The organism is Stenotrophomonas sp. AB1(2024) (genome assembly GCF_037482345.1).
GTDB lineage: Bacteria > Pseudomonadota > Gammaproteobacteria > Xanthomonadales > Xanthomonadaceae > Stenotrophomonas.
Genome location: NZ_JBBHKO020000001.1, coordinates 401,207 through 421,708, shown reverse-complemented (window position 1 = coordinate 421,708; position 20,502 = coordinate 401,207). Strand labels below are relative to the sequence as shown.

At 66.7% G+C, this 20,502-nt stretch carries 18 protein-coding genes; 16 read left to right on the top strand and 2 right to left on the bottom strand.

Annotated features, from left to right (window positions below; genetic code table 11):
• From coaD to WIX41_RS01790, 5 genes are all read left to right on the top strand, one after another.
• On the top strand, window positions 1-510 hold the full coding sequence (coaD, locus tag WIX41_RS01810; protein WP_339445478.1) for a pantetheine-phosphate adenylyltransferase: 510 nt from the start codon (window positions 1-3) through the stop codon (window positions 508-510).
• Window positions 511-556: 46 nt separating this feature from the next.
• Window positions 557-1,048 (top strand): hypothetical protein, encoded by a 492-nt coding sequence (locus WIX41_RS01805; RefSeq protein WP_339445477.1) that lies wholly within the window; start codon window positions 557-559, stop codon window positions 1,046-1,048.
• 127 nt (window positions 1,049-1,175) lie between these two features.
• Window positions 1,176-1,457: a YfhL family 4Fe-4S dicluster ferredoxin gene (locus WIX41_RS01800; protein ID WP_145477948.1), complete on the top strand. Its 282-nt coding sequence runs from the start codon at window positions 1,176-1,178 to the stop codon at window positions 1,455-1,457.
• Complete coding sequence (gene ggt, locus WIX41_RS01795) at window positions 1,454-3,190, top strand: gamma-glutamyltransferase (protein ID WP_339445476.1); 1,737 nt, start codon at window positions 1,454-1,456, stop codon at window positions 3,188-3,190. Before WIX41_RS01800 ends, ggt begins: the two co-directional genes overlap by 4 nt.
• A 386-nt stretch (window positions 3,191-3,576) precedes the next feature.
• Window positions 3,577-4,464, top strand: coding sequence for an MBL fold metallo-hydrolase (locus tag WIX41_RS01790; protein WP_339445475.1), 888 nt, complete (start codon window positions 3,577-3,579; stop codon window positions 4,462-4,464).
• 38 nt (window positions 4,465-4,502) lie between these two features.
• On the opposite strand, the gene upp is transcribed toward WIX41_RS01790, so the two are convergent.
• The gene (gene upp, locus WIX41_RS01785) at window positions 4,503-5,138 is read right to left on the bottom strand and encodes a uracil phosphoribosyltransferase (RefSeq protein WP_339445474.1); all 636 of its coding nucleotides are present in this window, start codon (window positions 5,136-5,138) and stop codon (window positions 4,503-4,505) included.
• Between the two features lie 157 nt (window positions 5,139-5,295).
• Here upp and WIX41_RS01780 point away from each other — a divergent pair, with 157 nt between their 5' ends.
• From WIX41_RS01780 to WIX41_RS01750, 7 genes are all read left to right on the top strand, one after another.
• Window positions 5,296-7,845, top strand: a complete 2,550-nt coding sequence (locus WIX41_RS01780; protein ID WP_339445473.1) for a TonB-dependent receptor — start codon at window positions 5,296-5,298, stop codon at window positions 7,843-7,845.
• 14 nt (window positions 7,846-7,859) lie between these two features.
• Window positions 7,860-8,957 (top strand): phytase, encoded by a 1,098-nt coding sequence (locus WIX41_RS01775; RefSeq protein WP_409187431.1) that lies wholly within the window; start codon window positions 7,860-7,862, stop codon window positions 8,955-8,957.
• A gap of 35 nt (window positions 8,958-8,992) precedes the next feature.
• On the top strand, window positions 8,993-10,333 hold the full coding sequence (locus WIX41_RS01770; protein ID WP_409187430.1) for a metallophosphoesterase: 1,341 nt from the start codon (window positions 8,993-8,995) through the stop codon (window positions 10,331-10,333).
• A 73-nt stretch (window positions 10,334-10,406) separates the two neighbouring features.
• Entirely contained in the window at window positions 10,407-11,042 is a 636-nt protein-coding gene (locus tag WIX41_RS01765) for an inorganic diphosphatase (protein WP_339445470.1), read from the top strand.
• A 21-nt stretch (window positions 11,043-11,063) separates the two neighbouring features.
• Window positions 11,064-11,276, top strand: coding sequence for an amidohydrolase family protein (locus tag WIX41_RS01760; RefSeq protein ID WP_339445469.1), 213 nt, complete (start codon window positions 11,064-11,066; stop codon window positions 11,274-11,276).
• A 123-nt stretch (window positions 11,277-11,399) separates the two neighbouring features.
• Window positions 11,400-12,809, top strand: a complete 1,410-nt coding sequence (locus tag WIX41_RS01755) for a cryptochrome/photolyase family protein (RefSeq protein ID WP_339445468.1) — start codon at window positions 11,400-11,402, stop codon at window positions 12,807-12,809.
• 118 nt (window positions 12,810-12,927) lie between these two features.
• Window positions 12,928-13,623: an OmpA family protein gene (locus WIX41_RS01750; protein WP_339445467.1), complete on the top strand. Its 696-nt coding sequence runs from the start codon at window positions 12,928-12,930 to the stop codon at window positions 13,621-13,623.
• Window positions 13,624-13,744: 121 nt separating this feature from the next.
• On the opposite strand, the gene WIX41_RS01745 is transcribed toward WIX41_RS01750, so the two are convergent.
• Window positions 13,745-14,764: a LysR family transcriptional regulator gene (locus WIX41_RS01745; RefSeq protein WP_339445466.1), complete on the bottom strand. Its 1,020-nt coding sequence runs from the start codon at window positions 14,762-14,764 to the stop codon at window positions 13,745-13,747.
• Window positions 14,765-14,905: 141 nt separating this feature from the next.
• Here WIX41_RS01745 and WIX41_RS01740 point away from each other — a divergent pair, with 141 nt between their 5' ends.
• The 4 genes from WIX41_RS01740 (at window position 14,906) to WIX41_RS01725 (ending at window position 20,491) form a co-directional block, all read left to right on the top strand.
• Window positions 14,906-15,133, top strand: a complete 228-nt coding sequence (locus tag WIX41_RS01740; protein WP_070206429.1) for a hypothetical protein — start codon at window positions 14,906-14,908, stop codon at window positions 15,131-15,133.
• On the top strand, window positions 15,130-15,900 hold the full coding sequence (locus WIX41_RS01735) for an SDR family NAD(P)-dependent oxidoreductase (protein WP_339445465.1): 771 nt from the start codon (window positions 15,130-15,132) through the stop codon (window positions 15,898-15,900). Before WIX41_RS01740 ends, WIX41_RS01735 begins: the two co-directional genes overlap by 4 nt.
• A 140-nt stretch (window positions 15,901-16,040) precedes the next feature.
• Entirely contained in the window at window positions 16,041-17,204 is a 1,164-nt protein-coding gene (locus tag WIX41_RS01730) for an efflux RND transporter periplasmic adaptor subunit (RefSeq protein ID WP_409187429.1), read from the top strand.
• Between the two features lie 116 nt (window positions 17,205-17,320).
• A complete protein-coding gene (locus tag WIX41_RS01725; protein ID WP_339445463.1) occupies window positions 17,321-20,491 on the top strand; it encodes an efflux RND transporter permease subunit in 3,171 nt (1,056 codons plus the stop codon).
• Window positions 20,492-20,502: the final 11 nt, after the last annotated feature.

Below are 20,502 nucleotides of genomic sequence, written 5' to 3'. Positions count from 1 at the left end.
ATGACCGTAGCCAACCGCCGCATTGCCGTATACCCGGGCACCTTCGATCCGATCACCAACGGTCACATCGACCTGGTGAACCGGGCCGCGCCGTTGTTCGAGAAACTGGTGGTCGGCGTGGCGCAGAGCCCGTCCAAGGGGCCTTCGCTGCCATTGGAACTGCGGGTGTCGCTGGCGCGCGATGCGCTGGCCCACCACCGCAACGTGGAAGTGCGTGGTTTCGACACCCTGCTGGCGCATTTCGTGCGTTCGGAGCAGGGCGGGGTGCTGCTGCGCGGGCTGCGCGCGGTCTCCGATTTTGAATACGAATTCCAGATGGCGAGCATGAACCGCCACCTGATTCCGGAGGTCGAGACGCTGTTCCTGACCCCGGCCGAGCAGCACAGCTTCATTTCGTCCTCGCTGGTCCGCGAAATCGCCCGCCTTGGTGGTGACGTGTCCGGCTTCGTGCCGGCCTCGGTACTCGAGGCGCTGCGCAAGGTCCGCGAAGCGAAGCCGGGCCCGACGTAAAACCCCAAGACCCACACATACCAAGCATCACCAAGAGGGAGACTCCATGAACAACACCATGCGTGCCATGTTGATCGCGTCGTTCGCGCTGGCCTTCACTGCCTGCAAGAAGGAAGAAGCGGCACCGGTCGCCGATGCCCAGCAGGCGCTCGTCGCCCCGGCCAAGGACGACGATGCGGGCTGGAAGAAGTACCTGCAGGCCGTGGCCGTGCAGAACATGGGCAACATCACCAACAGCCCGTTCCTGTACTACCTCTCGCCGGAATCGGATCCGGAGTTCCAGGCCAAGTACGAGCGCCAGGTTGAAAGCGCCACCGCCGCCGTCGCCCGTGGCGTGCAGCCGGGCAACATGCTGGCCTTCGGCTCGTCCGCCTCGGGCAAGATGGCCGACATGATCCAGGCCGTGTTCAAGGACGTGTCCGCCGACTCGATGAAGGGTGTGCGCGTGGTGTTCATCGGCCAGGCGGCCGACAACGCCCGTGTCCAGTCGATCGTCCAGCCGACCGGCGCCGAGTACATCTTCGTCGAAGCCAAGTAAGCCGTGCCATGGCGGCCGCGCCTTTGCGCGCGGCCCGGGCGGCGTCCGCTGCGGACGCTGCCGTTGACCGGCCCGCGCAGTTGCGCAGGCCGGTTTTCCTCTGCCGGCACTGGCGTGGAGTAACGCCATGTCGCTGAAAATCAATGAGCTCTGCGTCAACTGTGACGTCTGCGAGCCCGCCTGTCCCAACCAGGCCATCTCGATGGGTGAAACCATCTACGTGATCGACCCTGCACGCTGCACCGAATGCGTGGGGCATTTCGACGAACCGCAGTGCGTGGTCGTCTGCCCGGTGGAATGCATCGATCCCGATCCGGACATCCCCGAAACCCAGGAAGCGCTGCTGGCCAAGCTGCATGGGCTCCAGCGCGATCATCCCGAACTCTATGCGGAGTCTGCGCCCGAATGAAAACCCCCTCCCGTCGCTGGTTGCTGCTGGTCCTGTTGTGGACGCCGGCGCTGTGGGCTGCCGAGCCCCCCCAGGCCGCACTGGCCACCCACCCTGAGGGCGCGGCCATCGCCAGCGGGCACCACCTGGCCACCGAAGCAGGCATGGAGATCCTGGCCAAGGGCGGCAACGCGTTCGACGCGGCCGTGGCGGTGTCGTCCACGCTGGCGGTGGTCGAACCGATCAGTTCCGGGCTGGGCGGCGGCGGATTTTTCCTGCTGCACGATGCGAAGACCGGCAAGGACGTGATGCTGGACGCGCGCGAGACCGCGCCGGCCGCCGCCACGCCCGAGGCCTTCCTGGACAAGAAGGGTGAACTGGACCGCGACCGCTCGATCAACGGCCCGTGGTCGGCCGGCATCCCCGGCCTGCCGGCGGCGCTGGTGGAACTGTCGGCCAGGCACGGCAAGCTGCCGCTGCAGGTGTCGCTGGCGCCGGCGATCCGCATCGCACGCGAGGGTTTTCCGGTGTACGCGCGCATGGCCAAGGGCTACGCCTCGCGCCGTGAAGTGATGGAGCGTTACCCCGGAACGCGCGAGGTCTACCTGCGCAACGGCAGGCCGATCGCCGAAGGCGATGTGTTCAAGCAGCCGGAACTGGCGCAGACGCTGGAGCGGCTGGCGGGAGGTGGGTTTGACGGCTTCTACAAGGGCCAGACCGGCAAGCTGCTGCTGGCCGGGGTGAAGCAGGCTGGTGGCAGGTGGACGGCCGAAGAACTGGCCGGCTACCGGGTCAAGCAGCGCGATCCGATCGTGTTCAACTACCGCGACTGGAAGATCACCACGGCCTCGCCGCCATCGTCGGGCGGCATCGCGCTGGCGTCGATGCTGCAGATCCTGGAAGGCTGGGACCTGAAGGCGATGGACCCGGCCCACCGCACCCACCTGGTGGTGGAATCGATGCGCCGCGCATTCCGTGACCGCACCTTCTTCCTGGGCGATCCGGACTTCGTGCAGATTCCGCAGAAGGTGCTGACCAGCCGCGACTACGCCCAGGGCCTGCGCGCCACGATCCACCCGGAGAAGGCCACCCCGAGCGATCTGCTCTCGGGCAACCCGACGCCGCTGGAAGACGACGAGACCACGCACTTTTCGATCATCGACCAGCAGGGCAACCGCGTGGGTGCCACCCAGACCGTGAACCTGCTGTACGGCTCGGGCCTGATTCCGTCCGGCACCGGCGTGCTGCTCAACAACGAGATGGACGATTTCGCGCTCAAGCCGGGCACGCCCAACGCCTTCGGCGTGATGGGCTATGCGGCCAACGCGCCGAAGCCGGGCAAGCGCATGCTCAGCTCGATGACCCCCACCTTCATGGAATCGGCCGACAAGGTCGTGGTGCTGGGTACCCCGGGTGGCAGCCGCATCATCACCATGGTCCTGCTGGGTGTGCTGGGCTATGACGATGGCCTTGACGCACAACAGGTCGCCGCGTTGCCGCGCTTCCACCACCAGTGGCTGCCGGACGTGATCGAGGCCGAAACCGGCGCGTTCGATGCGGCCACCATCAAGCAGTTGCAGGCGATGGGCCACAAGATCGACCTGCCCGGCGACAGCGCCGAAGGCGGCCGCGGTTCCAGCCACGTATGGGGCAACCTGCAGACCGTGGAATGGAACCGCCGCAGCAACCAGCTCAGCGTCGGCAGCGATCCGCGCAACCCGGTAGGCAGCGGCGCGATTTCGAAGGCGAAATAAGCCGAAGCCGAGACCGAGACCGAGACCAGAAGCCAAAGCCAAAAGCCAAAGCTCGGGGCTGCAGCATGGCGCGCTGAGGGCCGGCGGGTGCAGGGGTACGGGGGGCGCCGTAAACCCTTCCATGGGGGCTCTTACGAAACATCCATGTTTCGTAAAGCCCCCGTACCCCTGCACCCGCCGACCCTCCCACAGAGGGCTGGTGGCCATGGCAAACGCAGTAGAGCCGGGCTCTGCCCGGCTGCTTTTCCCGCCGCACACGACCACGTATGGGGGCGGCCGCCCCTGCACGTAATACTGAGACGCTGCATTTGCTTTGGCTTCGGCTTTGGCTCCGGCCACAAATCCACATAGCGATTTATTAACGCCAGCCGCCGGATAATTTACCGATGAAACTATGGTCCATCCGCGGTAACTCACAGAAGCTCGATGGCGGCGCGATGTTCGGCAATGCGCCGCGTGCGGTCTGGGAAAAATGGGCGGCACCGGACGATCTCAACCGGATCGAACTGGCGTGCCGCGCACTGTTGGCCAGCCCGCTGGCCGGCAAGACCGTGCTGTTCGAAACCGGTATCGGCGCGTTCTTCGAACCGAAGCTGCGCGATCGTTACGGCGTGCAGGAGCTGCGGCATGTGCTGATCGAGTCGCTGCGCGAAGCCGGCTTCGAGCACGAGGACATCGACGTGGTGGTGCTCAGCCACCTGCATTTCGACCATGCCGGTGGCCTGCTGGCGCCGTGGAGCGAAGGCCGCGCGCCGGAACTGCTGTTCCCCAACGCGACCTTCCTGGTCGGTGCAGAACACTGGGAACGCGCGCTGCATCCGCACCCGCGCGACCGCGCCAGCTTCATTCCCGAACTGCCCGGCCTGCTGCGCGACAGCGGCCGGCTGGAAATCGTACAGGGCCCGTACTCGCGCACGCTCGGCGGGAGCGTGCGTTTCAGCTTCAGCGATGGGCATACCCCGGGCCTGATGCTGGCCGAGATCGTCGGCCCCGAACAGGTCGAGGGCCAGGCGCGCGGTGGCGTGGTGTTCTGTGCTGACCTCATCCCCGGCCGCAGCTGGGTGCACGTGCCGATCACCATGGGTTACGACCGCAACGCAGAACTGCTGATCGACGAGAAGCGCAGCTTCCTCGAAGACAAACTGGCGCGCAACGTGCACCTGTTCTTTACCCACGATCCCGAGTGCGCGCTGGCCCAGGTCACCCGCGACGAGAAGGGGCGATTCGGCACCGCCCATGAGCTGGGCGAGTTGAAAGCAAGGGCGTTGGCGTAGAGCCACGCCCTGCGTGGCTGCGCACCACCACCGCCCGATCAGCCCGCTACACGCGTCCCGAAAATCCGGTCACCGGCATCACCCAGGCCCGGCAGGATGTAGCCCTTCTCATTGAGCCGCTCATCGATCGCGGCAGTGAAGATCTCCACATCCGGATGCGCAGCCTGCACCGCAGCGATGCCTTCCGGTGCGGCCACCAGGAAAATACCCTTGATCCGCCGTGCCCCGGCGCGCTTGAGCATGTCGATGGTCGCAATCAGGGTGCCGCCGGTGGCCAGCATCGGGTCCAGGATCAGCGCGTCGCGCTCTTCCAGGCGGCCGGTCAGGCGTTCGAAGTAGGGCACCGGCTGCAGGGTTTCCTCGTCGCGCTGCAGGCCGACCACGCTGACCCGCGCTGCCGGAATCAGCGACAACACGCCACTGAGCATGCCCAGCCCCGCGCGCAGGATCGGCACTACGGTGATCTTTGCACCGGCAATGCGCTGCACGGTCACCGGGCCGGCCCAGCCCGGGAGGGTATGCGCTTCGGTATCCAGGTCGGCGGTGGCCTCGTAGGCCAGCAGGCCGCCCAGCTCGTTGGCCAGCTCGCGGAAGTCCTTGGTGCTCAGGGACGCGTCGCGCATCAGGCCGATCTTGTGCTGCACCAGCGGGTGGCGGACTTCGACGATTTTCATGGGAATGCCAACAAAACGGGGAGGCCGCCATTCTGCCGCACCGGCGCTGTACCGGGCCAGAGGCGGATGCTGGCCGTCGTTGCCGCTACCGGTGTCACGACCCTGAAATTTTCCGGACATATCGTGCTGACCCAATCTTTACACCGTTGGGGATGCCGTGCAGAACAAATCGCCGTTGGGGCTGGCCATCAGCCTGTCGTTGCTGGTCCTGTCCACCGCGCCTGCCGTGGCCGCCGCGAGCGGGGAGCTCGCCGGCGCTGCGGCGGCCACCGAGCTGGACCGGGTGGAAGTGCGCCCGCAGCTGGAATCGCAGACCCGTGCGGTCGACCTCAAGCGCAGCAGCGATGCGATCCAGGACGCGGTATCGTCCGATGCCATGGGCGTCTACCCGGACAAGAACGTGGCCGAATCGCTGCAGCGCCTGCCCGGCGTCAGCGTCACCCGTGACCAGGGCGAGGGCCGCTTCGTGGTGGTGCGCGGCCTGGACGCCAACCTCAACAGCGTCAGCATCGACGGCATTGCCGTGGGTACGCCGGAAGATTCCAGCCGCGCCGCACCGCTGGACGTGATTCCCTCCGACTCGACCGAACGCCTGCGCGTGGTCAAGTCGCCCACCCCGGACATGCCCGGCGATGCCATTGGTGGTGCAATCCTGGTCGAGTCCGCATCGGCCTTCGACCGCGACGGGCGCAGCCTGCGCGGCAAGATCGAAGCCAGCCACCAGGACCTGTCCGGCCACACCAGCCCCAAGGCCGCGTTCAACTACAGCGAAGTGTTCGCCGATACCTTCGGCGTGGCGCTGGGCGTGAACTACCAGAACCGCAAGTTCGAGTCCGACAACAGCGAAGTTGAGTACGGCGAGTTCGACGGCGGCGGCGAAGACGAACTGTTCGCCAACAGCGTGCAGCACCGCAAGTACGAGATCGAGCGCAAGCGCATCGGCGCCAACCTCAATTTCGACTGGCGCCCGAACGAAGACAGCCAGTACTACCTGCGCACGTTGTACAGCCAGTTTGACGATGCCGAAACCCGCCAGCGCACCATCTTCAACTTCGGTGATGGCGAGGTCACCGCGCTGGGCAACAACCAGTTCCGCGTCGACGACCTGCCGGCCGATGCGATCCAGAAGCGCATGCGCTACCGCACCAAGAAGGAAAACACCTTCGCCGCCAGCCTGGGCGGCGAGAACCGCCTGACCAACGCGGTGCTCGATTACAAGGTCGGTTACACCCGCACCGAAGAGCGCGTCAACGACGAGATGGAAGCGCGCTTCGAGTACAACGGCGACGACCTGGCCGCCACGGTGGACCAGAACAGCGGCATCCCGCGCTACACCCTCAGCGATGCCAGCTGGATGGACAACGGCAACTACGATTTCGACCGTTTCGTGCTCTCGCCCAAGCGTGTGGACGACAAGGAACACAGCGCCCAGGTCAACATCCGCTTCGACGGCGACAACAGCAGCTACAAGTTCGGCCTGCTCGGCCGCTGGCGCGACCGCGACGTGGATACCGACGAGCGCGAACTGCGCGTCGGCCCGGACGTGGCGTTGTCCGACTGGACCACGACCACGCCCGATCACCGTGGCGGCAGCCTGGGGCAGGGCATGAGCTCGGACGCGATGCGTCGCTACTGGGCCCAGTCCGGCAGCCAGTACAGCGCCCGTCCCCAGGATGTCGGCGCCAATGCAATGACCTCGCTGGAAGAGGACTACACCGCCAGCGAAGACATCTTTGCCAGCTACGCCATGGGCACCTGGGACGTGGGCAACCTGCGCATCATCGGCGGCGTGCGCGTGGAGAACACCCAGTTCCAGGCCACCGGCAACCAGGTGGACGTGGCCGCCGACGGCCGCAGCTACACCGTCACCCCGCTTACCGCCGACCGCAGCTACACCAACGTGCTGCCCGGCCTGCACCTGCGCTATGACGCCGGCAGTGACTGGGTGCTGCGCGCGGCGGCCAACAAGACCGTCTCGCGCCCGTCGTTCGGCGATATCGCCCCACGCATCGGCTACAACCGTGGCGACGAGGAAGTGCGGCTGGGCAACCCGGAGCTGGATCCGTACGAGTCGAAGAATGTCGATCTGTCGTTCGAGCGCTACATCGGCAGCACCGGCATCCTCTCGCTGGGCCTGTTCCACAAGTCCATCGACGGCTATATCGTCAGCACCGTCAGCGACAGCGACCCCGAATACCCGGGCTTTGAAGTCACCCGCGTGATCAACGGCGACAAGGCCAAGGTCTACGGCGCCGAGTTCAACTGGCAGCAGCAGCTGAGCTTCCTGCCGGCTGGCTGGGACGGCCTGCTGGTCGGTGCCAGCGGCACCTGGCTGGAGACCGATTTCGATCCGGGCCTGGATGGCCGCGCCGATGAGGACTTCACCCTGCCGCGTGCATCCAAACACGTGTACAGCGCACACCTGGGGTACGAAAAGGCCGGCTTCAGCACCCGCCTCGCCGCCGTGTACCGCAGCGAATACCTGGACACGCTGGGCGACAGCCGCGCCTTCGATATCTTCGTGGCGCCCAACACCCAGCTCGACTTCAGCCTGGACTACAAGATCACCGCCAACGTGAGCGTGTATCTGGAAGCGCAGAACCTGCTCGACAAGCCACTGGAGCTGTACCAGGGCGTGCGTTCGCGCACGTTGCAGAATGAAGAGTACGGCCGCACCTACGCGCTGGGCCTGAAGGTGGCCCTGTGACGCGCGTACGCCCCATGCTCGGCCTGCTGACCCTGGCAGTGCTGGCCGGCTGCAAGCCGGCGGCCACCCCGGCCCCTGCGGCGCCTGTCGTTGACGCGGCCGCAGCCACTCCCGGCCGCAGCGTGGCCACCGTGGCCGAGGCCTTCCTCACCCCGATGACCCCGGCCGGCAACATCGATTCGCCGGCCAGCTGGGTCACCCCGGACGGGCAGGTGTGGCTGATCGCCACCGCCAAGGCCACCGACAAGCTGGTGGTGTACGACGGCCAGACCGGTGCGCACCTGCGTGATGTCGGCAGCACCGGTACCGCGCCGGGCCAGTTCGACCGGCCCAACGGTATCGCCGTGGTCGACGACCTGGTGTTGATCGTGGAGCGCGACAACCACCGCGTGCAGGTGCTGCAGCTGCCGTCGTTCACCCCGCTGGGCAGCTTCGCCGCCGATGACCTGCGCAAGCCCTACGGGCTGTGGGTCAACAAGCAGGCCAACGGCTACGACGTGTACGTGACCGACTCCTACGACGCCGGCGAAGACGCCCAGGGCAACGATGTGCTGCCGCCGCTGGCCGAACTGGACAAGCGCGTGCGCCGCTATGCGCTGCAGGTGCAGGACGGCAGGGTGCAGGCCACCCTGGCGGCCAGCATCGGCGACACCAGCGAAGCGGGCGCGCTGCGCGTGGTCGAATCGATCTGGGGCGACCCCGTCAACGACCGCCTGCTGATCGCCGAAGAAGACGAAACCTACGCCAGTGAAATCAAGGTGTATTCGCTGGAAGGCAAGTTCAGTGGCACCACCTTCGGCCGCGATGCGTTCAAGGCCCAGGCCGAAGGCGTGATGCTGCGCACCTGCGGCAAGGACGGCTGGTGGATCACCACCGAACAGGGCAAGCAGCGCAGCGTGTTCCATCTGTTCGACCGCCACACTTTCAAGCACGTCGGCGCGTTCCAGGGCAACACGGTGGCCAATACCGATGGCATCTGGCTGAGCACGGCCGCGTCGCCTCGCTTCCCGCACGGCGCGCTGTATGCCGTGCATGACGACCAGGGTGTGGTCGCCTTCGACTGGGCCAGCGTGGCCAAACAGCTGTCGCTGCCGCTGGAGTGCGCACCGTGAGCGGTATCCATGTGTGCGCCCGTGTATTTGCCGCAATGCTGCTGCTGGGCAGCGCCGCCGGCTGGGCAAAGCCTGACGGCAAGGCCGAACCCAACACCCAGGTGCCGGCCGGCGACCGTCAGTACGCGGCGACCGGCTTCCCGGACCGCATCGTGGCTTCGCCGGCGCAGGACGCGTCGCGCGGCTTCGCCGTGGCGTGGCGCACCGATACCAGCGTAAGCACGCCGTTGCTGGAATGGGTGGTTGCCGGCGACTCGCCCGATGTCGGCACGCCTGCGCGGGTCACTGCCGTAACCACGACGCTGGACACCGAGCTTGGCCCTTCCCACCATCATCGTGCCGATGTCGCTGGACTGGCGCCGGACACGCTGTACCTGTGGCGGGTGCAGGGCAGCGGCACCTGGAGCGCGTGGAACCAGCTGCGTACCGCCGGGCGTGCCGACCAGCCGTTGACCCTGCTGTACTTCGGCGACACCCAGAACAAGAACGTCAGCCACGTCTCGCGCGTGCTGCGTGCCGGCATCAAGGCGGCGCCGGAAGCGCGGTTGACCCTGTTTGCCGGTGATCTTGTCAGTGGCGGTGACGGTGTGGACGACAGCGAGTGGGGCGAGTGGTTCGCCGCCGCTGGCTGGCTGCCGCAGGAAACCGCCGTTGCGCCGGCAATCGGCAACCACGAGTACTTCGAAGAGTTCGAAGACACCCCGCAGGAACGCCGCGTGCTGGGCCGGCACTGGCCGGTGACGTTTGCATTGCCGCGCAATGGCGTGGATGCCGCAGCGACCAGCACCTACTGGTTCGACTACCAGGGCGTTCGCATCGCCGTGTTGGACGGCACCTCGGCGCTGGACCTGGGCACGGCCCAGGCGCAGGCGGCGTGGCTGGACAAGGTGCTGGCCGCCAACCCGCACCCGTGGAGCATCGTGCTGCTGCACCAGCCGTTCTATTCGCCGCGCGAGGGCCGCGAGAACGCCGAGCTGCGCGATGTGCTGCTGCCGGTGGTGCGCCGACACAACGTGGACCTGGTGCTGCAGGGCCACGACCACACCTACGGGCGCCGTGGCGAAGGCCAGGCGGCCACCCCGCAGTACGTGGTGACCGTGGCCGGTCCCAAGCAGTACCGGCTGTCCGACGAAGCGCGCGCGACGATGGCGCCGGTGGGTGAGGACACCCAGCTGTACCAGGTACTTACGATCGATCCACGTCATCTGCGGTACGAAGCACGCACCGTCACCGGACGGCTGTACGACGGCTTCGAGCTCAGCCGCAGCGCAGACGGCCACAAGCAGAAGGCCGAACTGACCGAAGGCCGCATCGCCCCCCGCGACTGCACGCGCGCGCAGACCCTGAAGGGCCGCGCCGACCGTTGCTGGGAATGATCCGGACCGACCTGCAATGTGATGCCGGGCTTTTCCCGGCGGTAGAGCCGGGCTCTGCCCGGCTGGAGACGCCATGAACGCCAATCGCACCCTCCCGCTTGCCGCCTTCACCACTGCACTTCTTCTCCTGACCAGCGCCAGCCTCGCCAGCAACGCCGTGCTGCATCCGTTCCTGGCCGCGCAGCCCAAGGAAGCACCCGAGGAAGCCAACCTGGCGGTGGAAATCCCCGCCGGCAGCTTCACCAAGTACGAGATCAAGGAGGACGGGCTGGTCCACGTCGACCGCTTCCAGTCGATGCCGGTCGCGTACCCGGCCAACTACGGCTCGATGCCGCGCACATTGGCCGGCGACAACGACCCGCTCGACGCACTGGTGCTCACCCGCGAACCGCTGCACCCCGGCGTGATCGTGCGCTTCCGTCCGATCGGTTACCTCAAGATGGTCGACAAGGGCGAGCACGACGAAAAGGTGATCGGCGTGCCCACCGACAGGATCGATCCGACCTACGCCAACATCCGCGATCTGCAGGACCTGCCATTGATCGAGCGCCAGCGTATCGAGGCCTTCTTCCGCGTCTACAAGGACCTGCCTGAAGGCCGCAACCCGGTGCAGCTCAACGGCTGGGGCGACGCCGCCGAAGCGAAGGCGCTGATCCGCGCCTCCATGCAGCGCTTCGACGCGCAGCAACGACGCGCCAAGGGCGACTGAACGCACCTGGAGTACCGGCTGATGCGCGGTGCCGGCATGGACTGGCGGCAGATCCTGGCCAGCCTCACCACCGCCCCCGCGCAGCGCTTCGGCCAGGCCGCGCAGCGCGGCCGGCTGGCCGAGGGGTATGCGGCCGACCTGGTCATGCTGGGCAGCGACCCACGGCAGTCAACCGACGCCTTCGCCGACGTGCAGCTGACCCTGCGCGACGGCACCCTCATCCACCAACGCTGACCACCCGCGCGTCGGCGTCCGCGTGTAGCGCCACGCCCTGCGTGGCTGCCGCGGGCAACGACACGCGGTCGCCACACCGCCACCGGCTATCATGGGACCCATTTCCAAGTGCAGGCGTGCTCCGTGTCGGTAGCGTTGGTCTGGTTTCGCCGCGATCTGCGCCTGCAGGACAACCCCGCCCTGCAGGCGGCATTGGAAGCAGGGCATTGCCCCGTGCCGGTGTACCTGCATGCGCCGCACGAGGAAGGCGAGTGGGCCCCGGGCGCGGCGTCCAATGCCTGGCTTCACCGTTCGCTGGCTGCACTGGATGCGGACCTGCGCGCGCGCGGCTCCTCGCTCGTACTGCGCAGCGGCCACAGCAAGGATGCGTTGCAGGCGCTGATCAGCGAGACCGGCGCGGTGGCGGTGTACTGGAACCGCAGGTACGAACCGGCGACGCAACCGCGCGACGCGGCGATCAAGCGCGACCTGCGCGAGCAGGGCATCGACGCGACCAGTTGCAACGGCAGCCTGATGTTCGAACCCTGGGATATCGCCACCCTGCAGGGCGGTCCGTACAAGGTGTTCACTCCGTTCTGGCGCAACGCGTTGACCCGGATGAAGCTGCCGGCGGCGTGGACGGCACCGTCCGGGTTGCCGGCGCATGCCGTGGCGGGCGTTTCGCTGGCGTCGCTGCAACTGGCGCCGGCGCTGGGCTGGGATGCACGGTTCTGGGAGCACTGGCAACCCGGTGAAGCCGGTGCGCAGGACGCATTGACGGTGTTCATCGACGGTGCCTTGAACGGCTACCGCCAGCAGCGCGACCTGCCAGACCGGGTGGGGAGCTCATGGTTGTCGCCGCACCTGCATTTCGGCGAAATCTCGCCCTGGCAGATCGTGCGGCAGCTGGAAGGCGAGCGCCGCGCCGCTCGCGATGCGGATATCGACGGCTACGTCCGCGAGCTGGGCTGGAGAGAGTTTTCGTATCACCTGCTGCACCACTTCCCGCAGACACCCGGACACAACCTCAATCCGCGCTTTGATCGCTTTGCCTGGGCCGCACCGACGCCGGCCCGGTTGCAGGCCTGGCAGCAGGGCCGTACCGGCGTGCCGATCGTCGATGCGGGCCTGCGCGAACTGTGGGCCACCGGCTACATGCACAACCGCGTGCGTATGATCGTGGCCAGCTTCCTGTGCAAGCATCTGCGCCAGCACTGGCTGCACGGCGCGCGCTGGTTCTGGGACACGCTGGTGGATGCCGACCTGGCCAACAACACCATGGGCTGGCAATGGGTAGCCGGAACCGGGGCAGATGCGGCGCCGTATTTCCGCATCTTCAATCCGGTCACCCAATCGGAACGATTCGATCCGCAGGCCCGTTACATCACCCGTTGGGTACCGGAACTGGCCGCGCTGCCCCTGAAGGCGCGGTTCGCGCCGTGGCAGTCGCCGGCGCTGCTGGCCGAGCTGGCGCCGGGGTATCCGGCGGTGCCGCTGGTGGATCTGGCCGCCGGGCGCGAGGCGGCGCTGGCCGCGTACCGCCGCACCGGGTGATCCCCGCAACCTGAACGAAATGCCGAATTCGTGCGTGTTCATCATGCCGACATCGCGTTTGCGTGTTTATCCTTCTGGCCGTCCGCACGCCGCCAGACCGGCAACCAAGGAGAACTCCATGATTCGATCCGCACCCCGCAACGTGGCCCTGGCCCTGATGACCGCTGCAGCCCTTTCGGCCTGCGCCACCGGCGGTTCGTACGTGCAGAGCGACCCGTACGGCAACCCGACCCAGCAGCAGAGCAAGACCGGCCGCAACGCGCTGATCGGTACCGCCATCGGTGTCGCCGCCGGCTTGTTGACCGGTGACAGCGCCACCGAGCGCCGCCAGCACGCGATGGTCGGCGCGGGTATCGGTGCGCTGGCCGGCGCCGGTGTCGGCGCCTATCAGAACAAGCAGGAGCGCCAGCTGCGCGAGCGCACCGCCAACACCGGTATCGACGTGCAGCGCGATGGCGACAACATCATTCTGAGCTTGCCTGATGGCGTCACCTTCGACTTCGGCAAGTCCGCGTTGAAGCCGCAGTTCTATGGCGCATTGAACGGCGTGGCGGGTACGCTCAACGAATACAACCAGACGATGATCGAAGTGGTCGGCCACACCGACAGCATCGGCAGCGATGCGGTCAACAACAAGCTGTCGCTGGAGCGCGCCAACTCGGTGGCTGACTACCTGGCCGGGCAGGGCGTGCAGCGCGTGCGCATGGAGACCCTCGGCGCAGGCAAGGCGTACCCCATCGCTGACAACAGCACCGACGCCGGCCGTGCAAAGAACCGCCGCGTGGAAATCCGCGTGATTCCGTTGCAACAATAAAACGCGCTGGCGCGTTTTAGCCAAAATGCCGCCCAACGGGCGGCATTTTCGGTAGCGCCGACTGTTAGTCGGCTGCCTTCCCGGCAAAGAGCAGCCGACTAACAGTCGGCGCTACCTCGCGTTACGCGGTAACCGTCTCCAGAATCCGCTTGCCGGTCTCTTCCAGCTCCGTCTCCGCATCCTTCTGCTGCTGCTTGGCAAACTTCGCGTTCGGACACTGGGCGAGCATGTAGTTCGCGTCGAAGTTGAGCTTTTCCACCAGGAAATCCACGAACGCGCGCACCTTCGGCGAGACCAACCGGCCACCGGCGAACACGGCGTTGAAGTCCACTTCCGGCCCGGTCCAGCCAGCCAGCACGCGCCGCACCATGCCCGATTCGATGAATGGTTTGGCCATCACATCGCCGGTAAGCAGCAGCCCCTCGCCGCAGACCAGCGCGCCGTTCAGCGCCGACGGGTCATTGGCCACCAGCAGCGGATTGACCGGGAAATCGCGCAGGTCGCCGCCGTTCTCGCCCAGCTGCCAGAAGAACCGGTTGTTGTTGAGGTTGCGCGCCTTGCGCATCGCCAGGATGCGGTGGAACTGCAGCTCGTCGGGGTGCAGCGGCTCGCCGTAGCGTTCGATGTAGGCCGGGCTGGCGAACACCTGCGTGCGCAGGCTGCCCAGCTTGCGCGCCACCAGGTTGGAATCGGGCAAGGCGCCCACGCGCAGCGCCAGGTCCGCTTCGCCAGCGATCAGGTCGAGTTTTTCGTTGCCCAGGTGCATGTCCAGCTGGATCTCCGGGTACTGGGCATGGAACTGCCCCAGCAGCGGTGCGATCCAGGTGATGCCGATCGAATAGGGCACGGTGAAGCGCAGCCAGCCGCGCGGGCCGGACTGCAGCTGGTTGACTGCGCCTTCGGCTTCTTCCAGCTCGCGCGCGATGCGCTGGCAATGCTCGTGGTAGACCGAGCCGGCCTCGGTCAGGCCCAGCCGGCGGGTGGTCCGGTGCAGCAGGCGTGCGCCCAGGCGCGTTTCCAGTTCCTGCACTTTGCGGCTGACGGTGGTCTTGGGCAGGCCGAGCGCGTTGGCAGCGGCGATGAAACTGCCTTGCTCGACCACCTTGACGAAGATCAGCGTGTCGTTGAGATCGTGGGCCATGACGGAGTCCATATCGGGGGATGGGTAGGGTGCCCGAAAGATTGTGCCGGGTACGGGACGATTATTCCCCTTAATTCGGACTAATCAAGGGGGAGTTTGAGGACTAATCTGGCGCCATTCCCGAATTGGAGGACGCCAACCATGTGGTTGCAGAACATTCTTGGCCGCGTCATCGGCGGCCGCACGCCCTCGCTGGACCTGGCCCTGACCGTGGAGAAGCGCCCCTCGGCGTTCTCCGGCAAGGCTTTCCGCGAGTTTACCCCACCCGCCAACCTGCAGCGTGGCGGCAGCCTGCGCCTGGGTGCCCGCAATGGCGGCCGACTGGGTCGAATTGGGATTATCCCGGCGACGGGAGTTAAAGTCCCATGAGCGGGACGCTGGCCCCCGAAGTGCTGGTGCTGGGCGGCACCGGCAGCGTCGGGCAGGGCATCGTGGCTGCGCTGCTGGAGGCCGGCAGCCCGGTTCTGGTGGTCGGCCGCGACCCGGGCCGGCTGGCGGCGCTGCACGAGCAGTTTGCCGACGAGCCGGGGCTGGAAACGCTGTTGGGCTCGCTTGCCGACGACGGCTCGGCGCTCGCGCTGGCCGGACGCATTGCCGGGCGGCCGCGTTCGTTGGCCGCGGTGATCGATGCGATGGGCGGCCCCTACCACCGCGGCCGGGTCACCGACCGCAGCGGCGATGCCCTGTTGCAGGCGCTGCAGGCTGACACGATGCCGCACGTGCACGCCGGTCGGCGCCTGCTGCCGCTGCTGCGCAGCGACGGCCACCCGCGCCGTTACGTGCTGGTTGGCAGCCCGGCCGGCTTCAAGCCGTGGGCTGGCCATGGCGAAACCTCCATTACCAGCGCCGCCACCCGCATGTACGCGCAGGTGCTGCACCAGGAAGCACAGGCACTGGGCGTGCGCGCGCAGATGCTGGAAGTGTGCAACCCGGTGTGCACCCCCACCAACGCCGCCAACGCGTGCATCGAATGGCCGAGCGCACTGCTGGTCGGCCGGCGCGTGGTTTCCCTGCTCGACAACTGCGTCGACAACCGCGCCATCGTGCGCTGCGACACCCGCGATGCGGAGCTTCCGCGTGGCCTGCTGCAACTGGACCGACCTCCATCCTGGCGCGACATCGCAGGTGTCGCTTGACCTTTACCCAGGTTCAGGTCCCAGGCTACCGCCCCCAGCAGTACAGCGCGATTTTGTTTTTCTTTGACCACCCCTACGTACGGATGCATTCCATGACTTCCTCCAATTCCACTCCGCATCGTTTCTCCCGACGGCTGGCCATGGCTGGCGTGTCGATCCTGGCGGCAGCCGTGCTGGCTGCCTGCAGTGGCAGCCAGGCCGAAACCGCCGGCCCGCCGCCGCCGCAGGTCAGCGCCGCGCCGGTGCTGGTCAAGCCGGTCAGCCAGTGGGACGACTTCAGCGGTCGCATCGAAGCGGTGCAGAGCGTCGAGCTGCGCCCGCGCGTGTCCGGCTACATCGACAAGGTCAACTACATCGAAGGCGATGAAGTGAAGAAGGGCGACGTGCTCTTCACCATCGACGCGCGCAGCTACCGTGCCGAACTGGACCGCGCCACCGCCGAACTGGCCCGTGCCCGCACCCAGGCCTCGCTGAGCCGCAGCGAAGCCGAACGTGCGCGCCGCCTGTCCGACCAGCAGGCCATCTCCACCGAAACCTGGGAACAGCGCCGCTCCACCGCCGAACAGGCGCAGGCGGCGGTGCTTGGCGCACAGGCCGCAGTCGACGCGGCCCGCCTGAACATGGAGTTCACCCAGGTGCGCGCGCCGATCGATGGCCGTGCCGGCCGCGCGATGGTCACCGCCGGCAACCTGGTCACCGCCGGCGACAGCGCCAGCGTGCTGACCACGCTGGTGTCGCTGGACACGGTGTTCGTGTACTTCGATGCCGATGAAGGCACCTTCCTGCGTTATGCGCAGATGGCGCGCAAGGGTGAACGCCCGAGCGAGCGCGACAGCGAGCTGCCGGTGAAGGTCGGCCTGTCCGGTGAGGAGGGCTTCCCGCACGCCGGCAAGGTCGACTTCCTGGACAACCAGGTCACCCGCAGCACCGGCACCATCCGCGTGCGGGCGCTGCTGGACAACGCCGACCGCGCCTTCACCCCGGGCCTGTTCGCCCGCGTGCAGCTGCTTGGCAGTGGCCAGTTCCAGGCCATGCTGATCGACGACAAGGCCGTGCTCACCGACCAGGACCGCAAGTACGTGTACGTGGTCGACAAGGAAGGCAAGGCGCAGCGCCGCGACATCCAGCTGGGCCGTACCGCCGAAGGCCTGCGCATCGTGCAGCAGGGGCTGGCGGCCGGCGACCGGGTGATCATCGATGGCGTGCAGAAGGTGTTCATGCCGGGGATGCCGGTGCAGGCCAAGGCGGTTGCGATGCAGCCGACGGCGGCTGCTGCGCCGGTACGCGCCACCGCGTTGAATTGATGTAGCCGGGCAGAGCCCGGCTCTACCCGCCCCGTGGGGCACCGTTTCCGCTGTCGGTCTCGACAGCGGCAGGGGTGCTGCACGCCGGCGTTGCTGAAAACACCAGGAATCCACCCATGGACTTTTCCCGTTTCTTCATCGACAGGCCGATTTTCGCGGCGGTATTGTCGATCGTGATCTTCGCCGCCGGCCTGATCTCCATACCCATGCTGCCGATTGGCGAGTACCCCGAAGTGGTGCCGCCATCGGTGGTGGTGCGCACCGTGTACCCGGGCGCGAACCCGAAGGTGATCGCCGAAACCGTGGCCACCCCGCTGGAAGAGGCGATCAACGGCGTTGAGGGCATGATGTACCTCAAGTCGGTGGCCGGCTCGGATGGCGTGCTGCAGATGACCGTCACCTTCCGCCCGGGCACCGACCCGGACGATGCGGCGGTGAAGGTGCAGAACCGCGTCGCCCAGGCGCAGGCGCGCCTGCCTGAGGACGTGCGGCGGCAGGGTGTGACCACCCAGAAGCAGTCGCCGACCTTCCTGATGGTGGTGCACCTGACCTCGCCCAAGGGCAAGTACGACACGCTGTACCTGCGCAACTACGCCCGCCTGCACGTCAAGGACGCGCTCGCCCGCATCCAGGGCGTGGGCGATGCGCAGATCTTCGGCGGTGGCGACTACGCCATGCGTGCCTGGCTGGACCCGGACAAGGTGGCCGCGCGCGGCCTGACCGCCAGCGACGTGGTGCGCGCCATGCGCGAGCAGAACGTGCAGGTCTCGGCCGGCCAGCTCGGCGCCGAACCCATGCCCAACAGCCAGTTCCTGACCCTGATCAACGCTCAGGGCCGCCTGCGCAGCGAGCAGGAGTTCGGCGACATCGTGCTCAAGGCCGGTGTCGACGGTGAAGTGGTGCGCCTGTCCGACGTGGCCCGCGTGGAACTGGGTGCGGGCGACTACACCCTGCGTTCGCAGCTGGATGGCAAGAACGCGGTGGGTATCGGCATCTTCCAGGCCCCGGGTGCCAACGCGCTGGAGATCCGCGATGCGGTGATCGGCACGATGGACGAAATGCAGAAGACCTTCCCGGACGACGTCAAGTACGAAGCGGTGTACGACACCACCATCTTCGTGCGCGATTCGATCAAGGCCGTGGTCTCCACGCTGCTGGAAGCCATCGCGCTGGTGGTGCTGGTGGTGATCCTGTTCCTGCAGACCTGGCGCGCCTCGATCATTCCGCTGATCGCCGTGCCGGTGTCCATCGTGGGTACCTTCGCCGCCCTGTACGTGTTGGGCTTCTCGATCAACACGCTGAGCCTGTTCGGGCTGGTGCTGGCGATCGGCATCGTGGTCGATGATGCGATCGTGGTGGTGGAAAACGTCGAGCGCAACATCGAAGAAGGCTTGACCCCGCTCGCAGCAGCGCACCAGGCCATGAAGGAAGTCTCCGGGCCGATCATCGCGATCGCGCTGGTGCTGTGCGCGGTGTTCGTGCCGATGGCGTTCCTGTCCGGTGTCACCGGCCAGTTCTACAAGCAGTTCGCCGTCACCATCGCCATCTCCACGGTGATCTCGGCGATCAACTCGCTGACCCTGTCGCCGGCCCTGGCCGCGCGCCTGCTCAAGCCGCACGATGCGCCCAAGGATGCGCCGACCCGGATCATCGACCGCCTGTTCGGCTGGGTGTTCCGTCCGTTCAACCGCTTTTTCAAGTCCAGCTCGGAGAAGTACGAGCGCAGCGTGTCGAAGATCCTCGGCCGTCGCGGCGCGGTGTTCATCGTATATGCGGTGCTGCTGGTCGCCACCGGTTTCATTTTCAAGGTGGTGCCGCCGGGCTTCATCCCGACCCAGGACAAGCTGTACCTGATCGCCGGTGTGAAGCTGCCGGAAGGCTCCTCGATTGCCCGTACCGATGAAATGCTGCGCAAGGTGGCCAAGATCGCCCAGGAAACCGAGGGCGTGGCACACACCATTTCGTTCCCGGGCCTGAACGCGCTGCAGTTCACCAACACGCCCAACACCGGCGTGGCGTTCGTTCCGCTCAAGCCGTTCAACGAGCGCCATGGCCGTACCGCGGCGCAGATCAATGCCGAGATCAACGAGAAGATCGCCGGGCTGCAGGAAGGTTTCGCCTTCGCGTTGATGCCGCCGCCGATCCTGGGCCTGGGCAACGGCAACGGCTACCAGATGTTCATCGAAGACCGCGGCAACCTGGGTTACGGCGCATTGCAGGCGGCGGTGAGCCAGATGCAGGGCGCAGTGGCGCAGACCCCGGGCATGGCCTTCCCGATCACCAGCTACCAGGCCAACGTGCCGCAGCTGGATGCCGAAGTGGACCGGGTCAAGGCCAAGGCGCAGGGCGTGCAGCTGACCGAGCTGTTCGACACCCTGCAGACCTACCTGGGTTCGTCCTACGTCAACGACTTCAACGAGTTCGGGCGTACCTGGCAGGTGATCGCCCAGGCCGATGGCCAGTTCCGCAACAGCGTCGAAGACATCGGCAAGCTGCGTACCCGCAACGACCGTGGCGAGATGGTGCCGATCGGTTCGATGGTGACCGTCAAGGAAACCTACGGCCCGGACCCGGTGCTGCGTTTCAACGGCTACCCGGCCGCGGACCTGGCCGGCGAAGCCGACCCGCGCCTGCTGTCGTCGGCCGAAGCGATGAACAATCTGACCGAAATCGCCGCCAAGGTGCTGCCGGTGGGCATGACCACCGAATGGACCGACCTGAGCTACCAGCAGGCCACCCAGGGCAAGGCTGCCTTCATCGTGTTCCCGGTGGCGATCCTGCTGGCGTTCCTGGTGCTGGCCGCGCTGTATGAAAGCTGGTCGCTGCCGCTGGCGGTGATCCTGATCGTGCCGATGACGCTGCTGTCGGCCCTGTTCGGCGTATGGTTGACCGGCGGTGACAACAACGTGTTCGTGCAGGTCGGCCTGGTGGTGCTGATGGGCCTGGCGTGCAAGAACGCGATCCTGATCGTCGAATTCGCCCGCGAGCTGGAAATGGGCGGCAAGGGGATCGTGGAAGCCGCACTGGAAGCCTGCCGCCTGCGTCTGCGCCCGATCGTGATGACCTCCATCGCGTTCATCGCCGGCACCATCCCGCTGGTGCTCTCGCACGGCGCCGGTGCGGAGGTGCGCTCGGTGACCGGTATCACCGTCTTCGCCGGCATGCTGGGTGTGACCCTGTTCGGCCTGTTCCTGACCCCGGTGTTCTACGTGGCCCTGCGCAAGTTCGTCAGCCGCAATGGCGGCGGCAAGCTGGTCGCCCACGGCGAATCCACCCTGCATCACTGATCCTGACCCCT

What these genes read in the sequence shown, in the direction of transcription:
- coaD (WP_339445478.1), top strand. Translation starts at nt 1, where the DNA reads ATGACCGTAGCCAACCGCCGCATTGCCGTATACCCGGGCACCTTCGAT.
- WIX41_RS01805 (WP_339445477.1), top strand. Translation starts at nt 557, where the DNA reads ATGAACAACACCATGCGTGCCATGTTGATCGCGTCGTTCGCGCTGGCC.
- WIX41_RS01800 (WP_145477948.1), top strand. Translation starts at nt 1,176, where the DNA reads ATGTCGCTGAAAATCAATGAGCTCTGCGTCAACTGTGACGTCTGCGAG.
- ggt (WP_339445476.1), top strand. Translation starts at nt 1,454, where the DNA reads ATGAAAACCCCCTCCCGTCGCTGGTTGCTGCTGGTCCTGTTGTGGACG.
- WIX41_RS01790 (WP_339445475.1), top strand. Translation starts at nt 3,577, where the DNA reads ATGAAACTATGGTCCATCCGCGGTAACTCACAGAAGCTCGATGGCGGC.
- upp (WP_339445474.1), bottom strand. Translation starts at nt 5,138, where the DNA reads ATGAAAATCGTCGAAGTCCGCCACCCGCTGGTGCAGCACAAGATCGGC.
- WIX41_RS01775 (WP_409187431.1), top strand. Translation starts at nt 7,860, where the DNA reads ATGCTCGGCCTGCTGACCCTGGCAGTGCTGGCCGGCTGCAAGCCGGCG.
- WIX41_RS01770 (WP_409187430.1), top strand. Translation starts at nt 8,993, where the DNA reads ATGCTGCTGCTGGGCAGCGCCGCCGGCTGGGCAAAGCCTGACGGCAAG.
- WIX41_RS01765 (WP_339445470.1), top strand. Translation starts at nt 10,407, where the DNA reads ATGAACGCCAATCGCACCCTCCCGCTTGCCGCCTTCACCACTGCACTT.
- WIX41_RS01760 (WP_339445469.1), top strand. Translation starts at nt 11,064, where the DNA reads ATGCGCGGTGCCGGCATGGACTGGCGGCAGATCCTGGCCAGCCTCACC.
- WIX41_RS01750 (WP_339445467.1), top strand. Translation starts at nt 12,928, where the DNA reads ATGATTCGATCCGCACCCCGCAACGTGGCCCTGGCCCTGATGACCGCT.
- WIX41_RS01745 (WP_339445466.1), bottom strand. Translation starts at nt 14,764, where the DNA reads ATGGCCCACGATCTCAACGACACGCTGATCTTCGTCAAGGTGGTCGAG.
- WIX41_RS01740 (WP_070206429.1), top strand. Translation starts at nt 14,906, where the DNA reads ATGTGGTTGCAGAACATTCTTGGCCGCGTCATCGGCGGCCGCACGCCC.
- WIX41_RS01735 (WP_339445465.1), top strand. Translation starts at nt 15,130, where the DNA reads ATGAGCGGGACGCTGGCCCCCGAAGTGCTGGTGCTGGGCGGCACCGGC.
- WIX41_RS01730 (WP_409187429.1), top strand. Translation starts at nt 16,041, where the DNA reads ATGGCTGGCGTGTCGATCCTGGCGGCAGCCGTGCTGGCTGCCTGCAGT.
- WIX41_RS01725 (WP_339445463.1), top strand. Translation starts at nt 17,321, where the DNA reads ATGGACTTTTCCCGTTTCTTCATCGACAGGCCGATTTTCGCGGCGGTA.